General features: G+C 53.5%; 15 protein-coding genes. All 15 read right to left on the bottom strand.

The genetic code is table 11. The annotated features are described in order from the left end of the window. Positions 1-2: 2 nt before the first annotated feature. On the bottom strand, positions 3-1,607 hold the full coding sequence (locus tag JMF85_RS15790; RefSeq protein ID WP_201318485.1) for a LytS/YhcK type 5TM receptor domain-containing protein: 1,605 nt from the start codon (positions 1,605-1,607) through the stop codon (positions 3-5). A 175-nt stretch (positions 1,608-1,782) separates the two neighbouring features. Then, positions 1,783-2,661, bottom strand: a complete 879-nt coding sequence (locus tag JMF85_RS15785; protein WP_201318484.1) for a radical SAM/SPASM domain-containing protein — start codon at positions 2,659-2,661, stop codon at positions 1,783-1,785. Positions 2,662-2,726: 65 nt separating this feature from the next. Further along, positions 2,727-3,284: a cyclase family protein gene (locus tag JMF85_RS15780; RefSeq protein ID WP_141333927.1), complete on the bottom strand. Its 558-nt coding sequence runs from the start codon at positions 3,282-3,284 to the stop codon at positions 2,727-2,729. Further along, entirely contained in the window at positions 3,281-3,517 is a 237-nt protein-coding gene (locus JMF85_RS15775) for a DUF6953 family protein (RefSeq protein WP_164751699.1), read from the bottom strand. Before JMF85_RS15775 ends, JMF85_RS15780 begins: the two co-directional genes overlap by 4 nt. A 183-nt stretch (positions 3,518-3,700) precedes the next feature. Continuing rightward, on the bottom strand, positions 3,701-5,815 hold the full coding sequence (locus JMF85_RS15770; RefSeq protein ID WP_201318483.1) for an LTA synthase family protein: 2,115 nt from the start codon (positions 5,813-5,815) through the stop codon (positions 3,701-3,703). A gap of 273 nt (positions 5,816-6,088) precedes the next feature. Then, positions 6,089-6,625, bottom strand: coding sequence for an NUDIX hydrolase (locus tag JMF85_RS15765; protein WP_054795829.1), 537 nt, complete (start codon positions 6,623-6,625; stop codon positions 6,089-6,091). 34 nt (positions 6,626-6,659) lie between these two features. Further along, positions 6,660-7,121, bottom strand: a complete 462-nt coding sequence (locus JMF85_RS15760) for a DinB family protein (RefSeq protein WP_054795828.1) — start codon at positions 7,119-7,121, stop codon at positions 6,660-6,662. A 35-nt stretch (positions 7,122-7,156) separates the two neighbouring features. Continuing rightward, complete coding sequence (locus JMF85_RS15755) at positions 7,157-7,882, bottom strand: ZIP family metal transporter (RefSeq protein ID WP_127604407.1); 726 nt, start codon at positions 7,880-7,882, stop codon at positions 7,157-7,159. Between the two features lie 69 nt (positions 7,883-7,951). Next, on the bottom strand, positions 7,952-8,173 hold the full coding sequence (locus tag JMF85_RS15750; RefSeq protein ID WP_201318482.1) for a cysteine-rich CWC family protein: 222 nt from the start codon (positions 8,171-8,173) through the stop codon (positions 7,952-7,954). A 126-nt stretch (positions 8,174-8,299) separates the two neighbouring features. Next, a complete protein-coding gene (locus tag JMF85_RS15745; protein ID WP_127604411.1) occupies positions 8,300-8,911 on the bottom strand; it encodes a TraX family protein in 612 nt (203 codons plus the stop codon). Positions 8,912-8,946: 35 nt separating this feature from the next. Further along, positions 8,947-9,375 (bottom strand): GNAT family N-acetyltransferase, encoded by a 429-nt coding sequence (locus tag JMF85_RS15740; RefSeq protein WP_201318507.1) that lies wholly within the window; start codon positions 9,373-9,375, stop codon positions 8,947-8,949. A gap of 348 nt (positions 9,376-9,723) precedes the next feature. Next, a complete protein-coding gene (locus JMF85_RS15735; protein ID WP_201318481.1) occupies positions 9,724-10,299 on the bottom strand; it encodes a permease in 576 nt (191 codons plus the stop codon). A gap of 78 nt (positions 10,300-10,377) precedes the next feature. Further along, on the bottom strand, positions 10,378-11,007 hold the full coding sequence (locus JMF85_RS15730) for a TetR/AcrR family transcriptional regulator (RefSeq protein ID WP_201318480.1): 630 nt from the start codon (positions 11,005-11,007) through the stop codon (positions 10,378-10,380). A gap of 1 nt (position 11,008) precedes the next feature. Continuing rightward, on the bottom strand, positions 11,009-11,740 hold the full coding sequence (locus tag JMF85_RS15725; protein ID WP_201318506.1) for an MBL fold metallo-hydrolase: 732 nt from the start codon (positions 11,738-11,740) through the stop codon (positions 11,009-11,011). A 181-nt stretch (positions 11,741-11,921) separates the two neighbouring features. Continuing rightward, entirely contained in the window at positions 11,922-13,085 is a 1,164-nt protein-coding gene (locus tag JMF85_RS15720) for a HEAT repeat domain-containing protein (protein WP_201318479.1), read from the bottom strand. Between the last annotated feature and the right edge of the window lie 95 nt (positions 13,086-13,180).

Raw genomic sequence — 13,180 nt, 5'->3', positions numbered from 1 at the left:
CCTCACCTCACCCAAAAAGTAATTTTCGTTCCTTCCCCCGGACTGCTCTCGATTTCAAGCGGCCGCACTTTCCCGTAATGATAGCTCAGACGCTGTTCGATATTACGCAAAGCCATGCCTGTATGATCTTCCTGCCCGTCCTCCCGGATGAAGGTCAAGCCTACTCCGTTATCCTCGACCGTAATTCGCGCATGCCTCTCGCCGCTTTCCGGCTCCTCCTTCACGATGAGCCGGATCACGCCGGTCCTCTCGATGCCCTTGATCCCATGCACGATAGCGTTCTCGACGAGAGGCTGAATCGTAAACGGAGGAATGTGATGATCCAGTACGCGTTCGTCAATATCGGCGTAAAACTCCAGCTGATCCCCGAGACGCGCTTTAATCAGACTCAGATAGGACATTACCAATTCATATTCGTCGCGAATCGTAACCATTCTTTGGTTGCCGTTGCTCATATTTTTGCGTAAAAATTTCGACAGATGCATCACCATCTGACGCGCCTCTTCCGGTTTGGTGCGAATGAACGATTTGACCGTGTTCAGCGCGTTAAACAGAAAATGCGGATTCATCTGGGCCTGCAGCGAGCGAATCTCGGCTTCCGCAAGAAGCTGCGCCTGCCTCTCCGATTCGACAAACGCATACTGCTGGGACAATAGTCCGGCCAGGGAAGTCAGCATACGCCGGCGGGATGGATTGTCATCCTGCTCCCGTTCAAAATACAACCGGAACTGTCCGATCGGCCGCTGATTGGGAATGCCAACGAACAGGTCGATGCAAAACTTCGTCTTTCTTCCTTCCATCACCCAATCGGAACCGTTCTTGGTGAAAAACGCGCCAACCGCTTTCGTCTCTTCATTCAACACCTTGGCGATTTCCTGAACCGCCTTCTCGAACTCCAGCCGCCAGAGCGGCATCGTCATATCGGCGATTTGCAGCGCTCGGTGGGCATGCTCCGCGCCGATACGGTCCTCTTCCCGCTCCATCGTATTGTACAGCACAAAATAAAGCGCAACCCCGACGCTGTTAGCGAACGTTTGCGGAAATCCGATGAGCGATACCAAGCCGACCGCTTCTTCCCATGGCTTAGCCAGCAATAAAATGAGCCCCATCTGCAGCGACTCGGCCATGAATCCGACGACGAAGGCGAGCTGGACCGACGCTACCTTGCGGAAGCGCCTCTTGAACGCATTGCGGCAAAGCCCCGCCAACACGCCTTGAAGGATAGGAGCAACCATACAGGCGACCGCTACGAATCCGCCCAGGCTGTAACGATGCACGCCGGCAGCGATACCGACGATCAGTCCGCTCTTCACCCCTCCAAGCAAGCCGGCAATGACAACGCCCACGGTCCGGGAATTGGCAATGGCCGCTGTCGGGGAAACCTCGCCGATCCACGGGGCCGGTTGATACGTATAATTGGAGACGGTCACACCAGAGTACGTTCCGATAACCGCATAGGCGGTGAAAAAAACAAGAAACCGCCATTGATACGTCTTGTCCCCTTGATAGCTCATATAGCTGCGCATCCAGCGGCCGCGGGAAAAGGCAAATGCGAGCGCTATCAGAAAGCCGACCCGCTCGATCATATCGACGAATAGCTGCAGCATCGCTTCATGCCCCCCTGCGTACCCTTTTAACGTTATCCTAGCAGATATGAACCGCACTTGCAGTACAATTTCGTTTCCAGTGAACGGTCAGCTGTCGACATTCTTGCACCGCAAAGCAAAAAAAGGCTGGTCAGATCGCCACAGCAGCAGCGTTCTGACCAAGCCTTCGAAACGATTACACGCTGAATCTTGTGCGATACCCGCACTTCCTGCATAATTCCTCAACCGCTTCTCTTCTGGAGAAACCGTTATACAGATTGTTCGCCCGTTCTCCCTCCACGATCTCGGAGAACGGCGTCCGGTGAATATTTCCTAAATTAATAACGCCCTCTCCGTCCAGACAGCAAGGCACTACCGTTCCGTCCACAAGTATACCCGCCTGGTTCCGAAGCGCATGACAGAATCCGCTTCCCTCTATTTCCGGCGCCTTGAGATCGGGCCATTGAAATTCATGATCCTGATTCAAATAAATACGGTCGGCAATTTTCAATCCGCTGCCTCGCACGAATTTTTCTTCGATTCTGTAGGGCAGATGAAATTCGCGTTCGATGATTTCCAGAATTTCGCGATTTCGGTTTCTTTGCTGGTTCGTTGCATTGTCCGTATCGAGATTCCATAGCCTCAATGAGATGATCATGCCGGTTTTCTGTACCGCTTCCTTTACAAAGGACAAAACACTGGAAATGTAGCCTTCCTTGTCGGTGGAGCCGGCATGTCCGTCAAAGCTATGCAGCGAGAAGTTCATCTGACGAAGCGCCGGTTTCATCATGATTTTAGGTCCGGCTTTATGGAGCAATGTCCCGTTGGTCGTAATATTGACTTTAAACCCTTTTTCATGGCTGATATCGAGCAGTTCATCGATCTTGGGATGAAGCAGCGGCTCGCCTTTTAAATGAAAATAAATATAATCCGTATGAGGCCGAACTTGATCGAGCGTTTTTTTGAAATCTTCGATTTTAATAAAATTGGCTTGCCGCTTCGTTTGCGGACAAAAGCTGCAAGCCAAATTACAGACGCTTGTAATTTCGATATAAAACTTCTTAAACTTCTTCATCCATCCATACTCCGATCCTATTTGCGCTGTACGCAGCTAGTAGCTTCCCCGTTCATTTTAACCGTTCATGGCGTTTCTTTCAATGAAATCCCGGGAGACTCGTCTTCCAAAATAGCAAAAGCCCTGACCGGCGAACCATCCCCGCCCTTAATCTTTAAGGGCACTCCAAAAAACATAAAGTCTGTTTCCTTCGGCAGCCGGTCCAAATGAATTAAATCCGTGTACGTGATGATTCTCTCGCCGAGTAGAGCTCTCTCTAACTCTTCCGTTAGATTCCCGCCTACAAATCCCGGATTCAACCCGATGATTTTACCGGCTGCTTCTATTCCGACCTCATCTATAAACAACAATCCTCTGTCTCTGGGCCAATCCGGTTGCCGGGGATCGACAACCCGAGCCCTGCCAAAAAAACGTTCCAGCGGTATTTCATCTAACGTTTCCAGACCTGCATGCATATGAGAAAAGGCGTCAACGTGCGTACCCGTATGCGAACCGAGGATGAGCTGCCGCAATTCCCACGCATGCGTTTCATAGGTTTGCACCACGGCAACACGTACTTCCGGATCGCCGGGAAAAACAGGCATGCCCGTATATAAGGGTACGGATAAATCAATGATCTTCATGTCCATCCCCAGAAGAAGCCGTCCCGATCCCAGGCAACCCGGCCGCCATGGAGTTTCTTGAATAATTTTTTGACCTCTTTGGAAATGGACGTATTTCCGTTCTCATTCACATAAATATAGGATTCTCCGAAGTGGCTGACAATATGGTTAACGGCGTCGCTTTGATATAAAATGCCCGCATTCTTGACCTTGGCGAGCATCCAATCCGCAACATCTTGGGCTGAATATTCCACATCTATTCTCTCCTAACTGATAAGGGTTCCCTGTTCAGTATAGCCGAAACCTGCTGATTTAGCGAACCGTTGGTACGCGTGGAGGAACGTGTACCGTCAACAGAAAAACACCCCTTGGCAGTGGCTTAGACCTACCTGGCGGTAAATCCCATCGCCTGACTTAAGGGGTGTTTGTACGAATGGCTACTTCACCTCATTTGCCGCATTTGCCGCATTCGCCGAATAGGCGACTTTATTGGAGGTGGCGACCACGATATCCTTGGAATCTTTCACCACGATTTCGATATTGAACTCCTGCGAACCGGCAGCTTCCGGCGTTACGACCGCTGTTAATTCGCCAAGCTTCTTGCATTCGGTGACAGCCGGTTGACCGTTGATAAGCACGACGCCATTGTGCGGCAGGTTTTGCCCTGACACCTTCACAACCTGATCGTCGCCGGAGGCCTGGACTTGGATGTCCTCGATCTCGAGCTTGCCGGGCCCTAATACGTAATTCGGGTCCTTGATCGTCCCGGCCCAATCGCCGTATCCATATTGTTTGCCGAACATAATATCGTATTGCAGCTTCTCATAGCTTTGCAGCGCATTCTCATCGATCCCCATCGCCGCGTACATGTTTTTCGGCGGGATGACGGGCGACTTTTGCGAAAGCTGATATAAAAAATCCGTGTAATAAGTGCCTGGGCGCTCAGCCAGCTTCAATACGTATGAACTGAGGAACGAAGGACTCATGTCCAGCTTGTCCTGATGCTGAGGCAAGTAGTTGTTCCATACGAGCACCGGGACACGGTACATTTTATTCAGAAAATCCGGGTCGTTCTCTTGCAGGTAGCCGCTATCTTTATAAGCTTTATAATTTTCGCCGAGGCTTGGCAAATGATCGCCGAAAAATACGATAATGGTCGGCTCCTGTTTCTGCTCGTAGTACGTGACCAGCTGCTTCAGCATGTTGTCCGCTCCTTGCAAGCCTTGGGCCAGCGTTTCGAAGAGACCCTTCGCTTCGCCGGTCACGCCGGTCACCTCGATTGTATTCTCCTTGAATTTACCGGGGTAGTAATGGTAATGATTCTGCATCGTATTGGCAAAAATAAAATCGGGCCCCGGCGTCTTCTCCCCGGATTCGATAATATACTTCGCCACGGAGCGGTCGGACAAATAAGGACCTTCATAGTCGGGTTCAAAAAACTCCTGCGAGATGTACTTCGAGAAACCGAAGTTCTCATACACCTTCTTGCTGTTATAAAACCAGCTATGGAATGGATTAATCGCCGTCGTGTCGTACCCTTGACGCTTCAATATGCTGGCCATGGAATCGATGCCTTTATCGACATACTGATTATATGGAATCGAACCTTGCGGCAGGAAGCGCATCGAATTGCCCGTCAATACCTCGAATTCGACATTGGCCGTACCGCCCCCGTATTGCGGAGAAAGCATCGTTCCGCTCGAATATTTAGCGCTCAGCGCGTGATAAAAGGGAATCGGGTCTTGACTGAACGTCAAGCCTTTCACTTGCGTCGCATCCCAGAACGATTCGCTGAGGACGACAATGATGTTCGGCTTCACATCCCCTGCAACCGGTACCGCCGGGGGGACGGACGAAGCAATCGAGCGGATGCTTTGATCGTTATAGCCGGACGGCTCCTTCAAGTTCAAAAACTTTAAATTCATGATCGTCGACAACAGAAAGCCGTTCGTCTTCACATTTTCCGTTTGATCCCAGGCCAGGTTTTCTATATTGGCCAGTTTCTTCAAGGAAATGGCTCCGTCGTTATAGATCGAAACCAGCAGAAGCGCGGAGAACAACCCCATCGTCGTACGGTGCTTCCATTTCAATTTCACGGCGACTCGCGGCAGCTTATAAAGTAACAACAGGCTGACTGCAATAAACACGACAACTCCTGATATCACCGTAAAATTGAACAGGCCGCCGATATAAGGTGTCATGTCCTTCGTTTCGCTCGTAAGCAGCAGATCCCAGGGCAGGAACGGGACGCCGAGAATTTCCAGCTTGATCCCGCTGATGAGACTGAACGCCAGACAGACGGTGGCCACCAGCCAGAACGAAAGCCGGACACTGTTCGTAAGCGCGCTGAGCAGCAGCAACAGCCCCAACACGACCAAGGCGTTCAGCGTCAGTTTCGGAATCGCCAGGAACGTCCAGCCGAACGTATCGCCCCACTTGCCCCGGCTCAGAAGCTCGACTAAAAATACGATCCAAACTGAACATAAAAATAACGGCAACCGCCGCGCCGTTTGAATGCCATAATGACGAATCGCAAGCTGTAGTTCCCCCATGTTCTCCTCACATTCGATGTCTGATATAGTAGGTCGCTCGAATTATAAATTTTTTATGAAGCACCTAGTCTCAGTATAGCATACTTTACGTTTTTCAGCTTCTCTTGCATTAATTTTTAGTTAATATCCAGTCCATGGATTTCGGTTTACCCGCGCGACATTCGATCTTCCCCCGTTTGCATATTCCCGGCTACGTTCTGTTTTTGTCCGGATCAAGCAAACACCCCGCAACATAGCCGCAGGCGCAGGTTGCGGGGTGTAAATCGCATTACGTTATGGGGTGAGCTCCGCTTTCTCCCTGGCGCCTGCCAGCAGCGCCGCATCGGTCTCCGTGGCGGCGGCGATCGGTCTGGACACGACGCCGGTCATCGCACCGTTCATAAAGAGGCAATGATGATCGTAGCAGCCGTCCTCCTGAAGCATCAACGGAATAAACCGCGGGAGATTGGACGCGACCCCTTCGTTGTTCGGGTCGAGGATCCAATCGATCTTCTTCCAGTCCAGGATGCCTTCTTCCGTCTTGATCGGCGTTTCATAGGGGTAAGCCGCTTCCAGCTCGGCCGTATACAAATACATGCCGCCGTAATGCCGGCCGTCCACCAGCCAAGTGACGATCCCTTTGAAGCGAACCGTATCCAGCCGGATGCCGGTCTCCTCATATACTTCCCGCAGGACGGAAGCCCGCGGCGTCTCGCCGTTCTCGACCTTCCCGCCTACGCCGTTCCATCTGCCCATCCAGGAGGGCTTATTCCGGTTTAGCAGTAAAATTTCATCGCTTCTTCGAATAAAACAAATGTTATAGGCTAACATACCGCACCTTCTTGAACAGGAAATTATCGCCGCATTACCGGACGAACGTAATGTAATCCGTATTGGCCGGCTCGAAGCCTTCGGCGCGCAGCAGCGCGTTCACTTGACCGCGATGATAGCTGCCGTGCATGGACACATGCGTTAAAATATCGGCCAGCACCGTCTGAAAAACGTCGCCTTTCGTGTTCCGGTACGTCGTCGCTTCGGACAAGTCGCTCTCGTTCAAGCGTTCGAACAATCGTGCATACCCGGCCCGATTCGCTTCCGCCATACGCCCGCACTCCGCCAAATCGGCCTCCGGCCAGATCGGAAACGATCCGCCGTCTTCCCCGTTCATCCGGGTCAACCATACGTTCTCGGCGCCCAAAATATGGGCGAACAGCCTGACGGCTTTATCCGGTTTGCCATCGGAGGCCTGCAGCGCTGCGAGGATGCGCAGGTTGGCCCAATGCACATGATCAAACATACGTTCCAGATGTGTTTTGATCGTTATCATACGGTAGTTCCTTTCGTCCAGGAGTGATCGGTCAATTAACTAAAGAGGTCCATCAGGACAATCATGGCGAGCAGCCCGAAGATGAAAGAAAACGTGGAAATCCGCTCGTTCCCGTCGCCATGGCTTTCCGGAATCAGCTCTTTGTATACGATAAACATCATGGCACCCGCGGCAAACGACAGACCGTAAGGGACCAGCCCTTGCACGTAATGGGTCATTCCGTAACCGAGCAGCGCGGCAAAAATCTCGACAACACCGGTCAGCGTCGCCACCAGAAACGCCTTCCAACGGCTAATCTCCTGATAGCTCAAAAACAAGGCGACGAGCAGCCCCTCCGGCATGTTTTGCAGCCCGATTCCGATCGCCACGATAGCGCCGAGCTCGGGGTTCACGTGCGCGTAGCTGACCCCCACCGAAAGACCCTCGGGTATATTGTGCAGGAATAATGCCGCCACCACCAAGAACGCTTTATCCGAAATGACCTTCTGCGGACGCTCCACATCGATGTGAGGAATGAACTTCTCCATTAAGCTTAAGATCGTTACCCCCATCATGACGCCGACGGAAACGACGAACGTGTTGGAAACGTCAAGCGCCTGAGGGATTAAACCGAACATCGAAGCGGACACCATCACGCCCGCCGTAAAGGCGAGAAGCAAATCCCGCCAACGGTGGGTCAGCTTTTTGAAAAATAAGATCGGTAACGCGCCTAATCCGGTCGACAGCGCCGAACAAATGCTCCCGATCAGCAACGTCTCGATAGATTTCGCCTCCTTGTACGACTAGACTATGATGTAAGTATTTCCATTATATCGAAAGCTGCCCGAAAATCAGCCCTGCACGTTTCGTTCAGCGCTCTCGCCGGCGTTCACGCATGGCCTGCAAACGCACGCCTTCCCCTTTCGCTCGTCCGGGATCCGTTCCAGCAGCGTCTTGGGGACCAGCGCCTTCCAGCACCAGCACGCTTCGATCGGCTTCCCCTGCACGTAACTGCACCCGTTATCCGCTCCGCAAAGCGGACATTGCCCGGCACAGGCCGTTCCATTATTCACGCGCTCACCGCCTTTCCCGCTTCCGGCCCCGTCTTCATGTGCTCTATCATATCATGGACTTGTCAAAAAAGGACACTCCCAGGGATGCCCCTTCTATCTATTTAATTCGATTAATAATTTATGCCGCTAATTGATCTGAAGCGTGAACCAAATGAACAGTATCCCTAAATGCAAGGGATAAAAACTGCGCCACAGCCAAGCCGGCACCTGACGGCTTATCGGCAATGCCCCGGCATATAAAAGCAGCGTCGCCAATACGCTGAACATTTGGATAGGAACGCCCGCATACAGGATTAGCGTCAAGACGGCATGTGCGGCAACGGCCCAATACGTGCGGACATACCGGTACACGAGCACGAGGATAAGCCCGTACACCCCATAATCGAACGGAATCCATAGGAGCAGACCCGCGGCAGCCGCGATTACGGCCGTCTTCAACCCCCATGAAAGCTTGTCGATCGCCCAGAGAACCGTCAAGCTAATCAACAGCGTGCCGACGACATTCATCTCCAGCGTCTTTAACAAAGCCATATAAGGAATTTGCGCGACGGCGAAAATAAACAACAGACGCAGCAAATAGCGCCAGACGCTGCGCGTATGCAGGTAGCCTTGAACGAGCAAATACGCATAAACGGGAAAAGCCATCCTTCCGACAACCCGCCATAACGGGTCATCCGGATAAAAAACGTAACCGATATGATCCGCGGTCATGCTGATCATGGCGACCCATTGCCACATGACAACCACTCCCCCTTACGCGTGATTAGGACCGGTTATTCGTCGATTTCGGCCTCGTATTCACAGCGGTACCGTTCGATCCCAGGATATTTTTCCCCCAATCCGATCACGGTGAACCCGATATTCCGATAAAAATTTACCGCTTCCTCATCGGTCTCCGCTACGATACGGGCCGGTTTTTTGAGCGCGAGCAGTTCTAGTATTTGTCCCCTGCCGTAACCGCGCCCGCGCGCGTCGGGGTGAACGGCTAGATGTTTAATTTCCATCTCGTTCCGATCCGACACCGTAAAACCGACAATGCCGACCAGTTCCCCCTGTTCTTCATAGCCATACAGCTCGAGTTCCTCACTTCGCTCGTACTCGCCGACGACTTGCTCCAGCAGGTCGGGATCGGGAAATATCGAATACTCCAGGAGCTCCCGGACGGCAGGCTCCTGCAATTGGGTTTTGAGGTTGGTTAACATCATGTCTCACTCCGTCTCTTGTTTATACAGGAAATTGCTTCGCATTTGCTTTCGACACCAGACGGCCCGACTCCTGCAAGCCTGCGAAGGAATAGCTTGCTTCCCCTTGCCCGGGTGGTTCGGGCTTACGAACAGCAGCCCCCATCACCGTCGCGTCATCCGCAACCGGCTTTGGAGGCTTTGCCTATGAGCGGCCTGACTTTAGCCGCCTCTGCAGGAGCGCACGTTAGCGGCAGCAGCAGCGAAGCGGCAAGCAGCAGCGCTTTTTCCACATGAGCTTGTTTCCTCCTATCGGTACGTTCACCTAACTAACGCAAGCCGCCAGGAAAAAGTTACAAAATCAGCCTGTCAACCGATCCCCAGCACATCCGCCAGCAGCGACAAAACGAGCAGCCCCCCCATCGTTCCAATCGCGGCAAACCTTATTCCGCGGTTCGACTTCACTCCCTTCGCGCCTACTATAGAGCGCGTGTATAAGAAGAAGCCGACGGCAAGCAGGATCGCCTCAACGGCGATACTGGCCGATGCCGAGGTCCACAAGCCGAATCCGAGCAGCGGCAAATCTCCGGTATTGCCGGGCAATATCGGCATATCCGTCCGGTGCACCGCCAGGTCGAGCAGCCAGTGACTGAACGCTACGGCGGCAATAACGAGACCTCCTCGCCGCCCCCATAAGCGGCCGCCGATCCAGCCGGCCAGCAGGCTGATGAGCAGCGCTCCCAGCAAGGAGTGCGAATAATCGGCATGAATGATGCTTTCTCCGTAGCCTCCCGCCCCGACCGGCTCCATCGTTTCCACCCCCGCCAGAAACAAAGGGACGAAGACGACGTCCAGCAGCTGCGTGCTTACGACTAATGCCCACAACGGTACTTCAGGCGTCTTCGCCTTCACCGCGGCAGCCAATCCAAAATGTCCGGCAAACATCTTACCATCCCCCCTTGCGTGCTTTCGCATCTAAAATTCCGCAGACCACACTGAACAAAAACAGGAATCCGATAAAAGTCATCGCGTATCCCCCGCTCTCTCGCTCCATGCATCGGGTTTCGTCAGACCGCTAACCCGCTGCTGCTTCAACACCCGCATGCCGGCCAGAAACGCATCGATCAGCAGCTCGAGCGTATCGTCCAAGCCAAGCGGCATCCCGAAGCCGCCCTGCTGCTCCAGGGAGGCAAAGCCGTGCAGCATACTGCGAAAGCAGCGGACGACGTAATAAACGTCCTCCCCCTGATATTCGTACACGTCAAGCACACGGACGACCAGGGCGACAAGCGCCTCCGATTCGCGGCGGTGGTCCTCATCGTCAGCCTCCGGCGCCCGCAGCGTCGCCTCATACAAGCCCGGATGCTTCCTCACGAAGCTCACGTAGGCGCGGGCAATGGCGCGCAGCGCCTCGTCGCCGGACCGGCCGACGGCAGCGTGCCTCATGTCGGCCGTGAGCAGCCCGATGCCGTACACGGCCATCTTCTTGCGCAAACCGGGAAGCCCGTTCACATGGTTGTAAAGCGATGGAGAGCGAACGTCCAGCTTGTTCGCAAGCCCGGCCAAACTGACGTTCTCCAGCCCCTGCTGATCAGCGATTTCGGTGGCTGCCTGTAAAATAGCCGGTAAATCCAATCCCATTCTCGGTGACATGCTAAACGCTCCTTTGTGCGGGTTTTCCGTTTAATCGCAGTTCGGCTTGGGCAATCGCGCGGTCTATCGCCTGAAGCGGGTTCGGCAGCAGATCGCCGTGACCGACCGCCAGCATCGAGGGCTGCAGCTCGCGCAGCTTCCGGACGCTGTCCAGCGCCGTTTGTTTATCCCACGTAGCCATCGCCGGAAAAGGAAACCAAGGCACCATCTGGCCCGATACCGCAATTCCGCCTCTTGTTTGCATCGCGTCCCCGGCGATCAGAAAGCCGGTGCGTTCGTCGTAGAAGGCCATCGAGCCAGGCGTATGCCCCGGTACGGAGACGGCCGTCAGCGAACCGATCCGGTCGCCATCCTTCAGCAGAACATCGGGACGGGTTTGCAGCTTCTTCGGCAGGCCGCCGCGGATCGGCCGTTGAGGCTCGCCCGGATCCAAGGAAGAATCCGCGCGCATTAACCGTGCGTCGCGGACCGAGATCAGAACCGGCGCGTCCGGCAGCTGGCGCTTCAGTCCGTCAAGCGCCCCTACGTGATCCCCGTGAGCATGCGTCAGCGCGATGCGCACGATCGGCTTCCCGATGAGCCGAGCCGCTTGCAGAATCCCCTTCAAACTTACCGAAAGCGCGGCATCGATAAGCGTTAAACCGTCTTCTTCCTCAATCAAATAACAATTTACCGGAAATAACCTAGGAAAAAATGTCAGTTGCGCCAAAGTCAATTCTCTTTTCATACGCATCATAAGATTCACCGCTCCCATAAACTAATATCGTTAGTTTTATAATAACTAATGTTATTAGTTTTGGCAAGTAAAAAATGGCAGCTTGCTTCATTTTATGTTCAATAACAAAAAGAACCGCCTCCCCGCCGTCAGCTCTATGCGGGAAATCGGTTCTTCTCTTCATAACGGGGTCGGCGCGTTAAGCATGGACGGACTGCAGCGTTTCATAGAAGTCCGGCGAACCGCTCAGCAGCCAATTGCGGTGAAGCACAGCTTGCTCGATCTGCTCCGGTTCGCCGAGCGGCCAACCCATCCCGACGCCGACGGCGTAATCCTTCATCAGCATCAGGAATGCGGCTGCCCAGTCCCGAGTCCCGCGAATCGTGGGGACGAGCGGATAATATTTGTCATAGGCGGCACGAATCAGCGTATGCACGACTTCCTGCAGCAGCGAAGGAAGCTCGGCATTCTTCACCTTCTCGGCCAGTTCGTCCGAAAATTCCGGTTCGTCGGTGGACGCGGCCGCTTCGTATTCGTCCGCTGTAACATGACCTTGTTCTTTAGCAACCCACAGCATCATCCGGTTCAAGGCCGGCTTGAAGACGGCGGGTACCGAGACCGTCAGCTCCGGCTGCGGATTGTCCAGATTAACGACGAATGATTCGCCGAAGTTATGGAACTTCACGTTGCCGCGTATGCCCAGCCAGCGCAGCGCAAGCAGCGCATGGGTGCGCACCTTGCTATCCAGCTCTTCGTTGCGGCAAACGCGACGCAGCAGCTTCTCGCTGCGCGGGTCCGGCAGCATACAAAGCAAGCGAACGCACGAGAGCGCCTGCTCGGGATCTTCGATCCATTCTTTCGCGTTGTTATATATCGTATCGACGGATCCGCCTTCGTGAATCCAGTCAAGTTCAATCCGTCTGGCGGCATATTCCGCAAGCGGGATCATGCCTTTTTCCTGTAACGTCTCTTCGCCGTGCTGCTCCACAAGGTCGCCGTATGCTTTCTTCAGGTCGGCCTCCAGCCCGGTCAGCATCGCTTTATGCTCGCCGGTCCCCCGCATCCGGGACACCGCGGCCATCCATTCCCCAAGCGCACGCGGGTTGTTCTGCCACATCATCATCGCGAACGAAATCATGTCCGGATCATAAGGGACCTGCGGCTGCAGGGCAAATCTCGCAAGCACCGTCTGGACATCGTACTCCTTACGCATGAAAGTCAAGGCGAGGATCAAGCCGTTCCACGCACTGGCGTTTTCCTTATTTTCCAAAATCGCGCGATATAAACAAAAAGCCGCGACGCCATATGATTCCGCTTGTAAATATTGGCGCCCCATCGCGCCGTAATCGCCATTCTGGCTCATGTACGGTTCAACCCCCAAGATGGAAAAGATATAGCAACAGTATAACGTATTCGCTTGAACTTGAAAAATATAGATTTTTCACATAAAAATAAGTG

It is taken from the genome of Paenibacillus sp. EPM92 (assembly GCF_016586185.1).
GTDB classification, from domain to species: Bacteria; Bacillota; Bacilli; order Paenibacillales; family NBRC-103111; genus Paenibacillus_G; species Paenibacillus_G validus.
This window is presented reverse-complemented; position numbering and strand designations above follow the sequence as displayed.

Coding starts and splice junctions, on each gene's coding strand:
- JMF85_RS15780 (WP_141333927.1), bottom strand. CDS start 3,284: ATGAAGATCATTGATTTATCCGTACCCTTATATACGGGCATGCCTGTT.
- JMF85_RS15785 (WP_201318484.1), bottom strand. CDS start 2,661: ATGAAGAAGTTTAAGAAGTTTTATATCGAAATTACAAGCGTCTGTAAT.
- JMF85_RS15740 (WP_201318507.1), bottom strand. CDS start 9,375: ATGTTAACCAACCTCAAAACCCAATTGCAGGAGCCTGCCGTCCGGGAG.
- JMF85_RS15745 (WP_127604411.1), bottom strand. CDS start 8,911: ATGTGGCAATGGGTCGCCATGATCAGCATGACCGCGGATCATATCGGT.
- JMF85_RS15730 (WP_201318480.1), bottom strand. CDS start 11,007: ATGTCACCGAGAATGGGATTGGATTTACCGGCTATTTTACAGGCAGCC.
- JMF85_RS15760 (WP_054795828.1), bottom strand. CDS start 7,121: ATGATAACGATCAAAACACATCTGGAACGTATGTTTGATCATGTGCAT.
- JMF85_RS15725 (WP_201318506.1), bottom strand. CDS start 11,740: ATGCGTATGAAAAGAGAATTGACTTTGGCGCAACTGACATTTTTTCCT.
- JMF85_RS15765 (WP_054795829.1), bottom strand. CDS start 6,625: ATGTTAGCCTATAACATTTGTTTTATTCGAAGAAGCGATGAAATTTTA.
- JMF85_RS15790 (WP_201318485.1), bottom strand. CDS start 1,607: ATGCTGCAGCTATTCGTCGATATGATCGAGCGGGTCGGCTTTCTGATA.
- JMF85_RS15720 (WP_201318479.1), bottom strand. CDS start 13,085: ATGAGCCAGAATGGCGATTACGGCGCGATGGGGCGCCAATATTTACAA.
- JMF85_RS15770 (WP_201318483.1), bottom strand. CDS start 5,815: ATGGGGGAACTACAGCTTGCGATTCGTCATTATGGCATTCAAACGGCG.
- JMF85_RS15735 (WP_201318481.1), bottom strand. CDS start 10,299: ATGTTTGCCGGACATTTTGGATTGGCTGCCGCGGTGAAGGCGAAGACG.